This window comes from Saccharomonospora iraqiensis subsp. iraqiensis, assembly GCF_000430445.1.
Classification (GTDB): Bacteria; Actinomycetota; Actinomycetes; order Mycobacteriales; family Pseudonocardiaceae; genus Saccharomonospora; species Saccharomonospora iraqiensis.
Window position 1 is genome coordinate 1 of sequence record NZ_KE387114.1, and the last position, 1,205, is coordinate 1,205.

Genomic DNA, 1,205 nt, shown 5'->3' on the forward strand with positions numbered 1-1,205 from the left:
ACGGCGGAGGCTCCGCGGTCGGCGCCGATCCTGCGGCTGCGCCGGACCTCCGGTGCCCCGCCCCGTGCGACGCGCTCCCGTGGGGTCGTGCGCAGGCCGTCGAGCGGGTCGACCGGGCTCACGGTCGCCCTGGTCCTGTCGGTGATGTTCATCCTGATCGCGATTCAGTTCGTCGTCAGTTTCGTCAACAGCATCACCGGTATTTTCGGCTGACCCACGGATTCGGCCCGCTCCGACCGGTGTCCGAATGCCTACGGACGGTACAACTGCGCGAGTCCCCCACGGCGGATCGGTGTCTGCCGCTACGCTGAGCGGCAGCGGTATGCGGAATCGATACCGCCGTAATCACTGCCCGAAACGGCTATGGGGTGGGGCACATCAGCGAGGTCACGCACGGGGGCGGTGGCGGTGACACGCCTTCGTCGGCGGTCAGCGAGGCGTCCACGGTCCACCGGGTCCGCCGGGTGCTGGCGATTCGTCCGTTCCGTCGGCTCTGGGGCGTCACCTACCTGTGCAGCGTGGCGGACTGGCTCTCGCTGCTCGCGTTGACCGGACTGGTCACCAAGTTCACCGACAACTACACCGCGCAGAACTTCGCGTTCGCCGGAATCGTACTCACCCAACTGCTGCCCGGCCTACTGTTCGCGCCGCTCGGCGGAATGCTCGCCGACCGCTTCGACCGCCGCACGATCATGATCACGGCGGACCTCGTCCGTTCCGCACTGTTGATTTCCATCGCGATCGTCGGTGCCCCGCTGTGGTTGTTCCTCGGCAACTTCCTCGTGGGTTCGGCGGCGATGATGTGGATCCCGTCGAAGGACGCCGCGGTCCCGAACCTGCTGCGGCGGCGCGACCAGGTGGAGACCGCGAATCAGCTCGGCATGGTGATGACCTACGGGGTGGCCGTGGTCACCGGGGCGGGTTTCTACGCGCTCCTCACCGGTGTCGAGACGACCCTGGCACTGCCGCCGGACGTCCTCGGCGAGTTCGGCACGGCCAAGGTCGTGGTCGTGCTCAACGGGCTCCTGTACCTGGCCAGCGCGCTGCTGCTCTCCCGGATCCCGGAGTTGTCCCGGCGCAACGTCCACCCCGTTCCGGAGACCGGGGCCGTCGCGCCGCCCCCGCCGATGGCGGCGGGCGAGAACAGCATGCCCACCGGCACCGGACCCGCGGGCGGCCGGGACGGCGCAGGAGGTCCGGGCGGC

1 protein-coding gene and 1 pseudogene are annotated in these 1,205 nt (G+C 69.3%); both read left to right on the plus strand.

All coding sequences use genetic code 11. The features are described 5' to 3' along the window. Positions 1 to 213, plus strand: a pseudogene (locus ACTIR_RS27565) (hypothetical protein); the annotation flags it as partial. A 251-nt stretch (positions 214 to 464) separates the two neighbouring features. Further along, positions 465 to 1,205 (plus strand): MFS transporter (locus ACTIR_RS0117000; protein WP_233345934.1); only part of this gene is annotated, 741 nt, incomplete at its 3' end.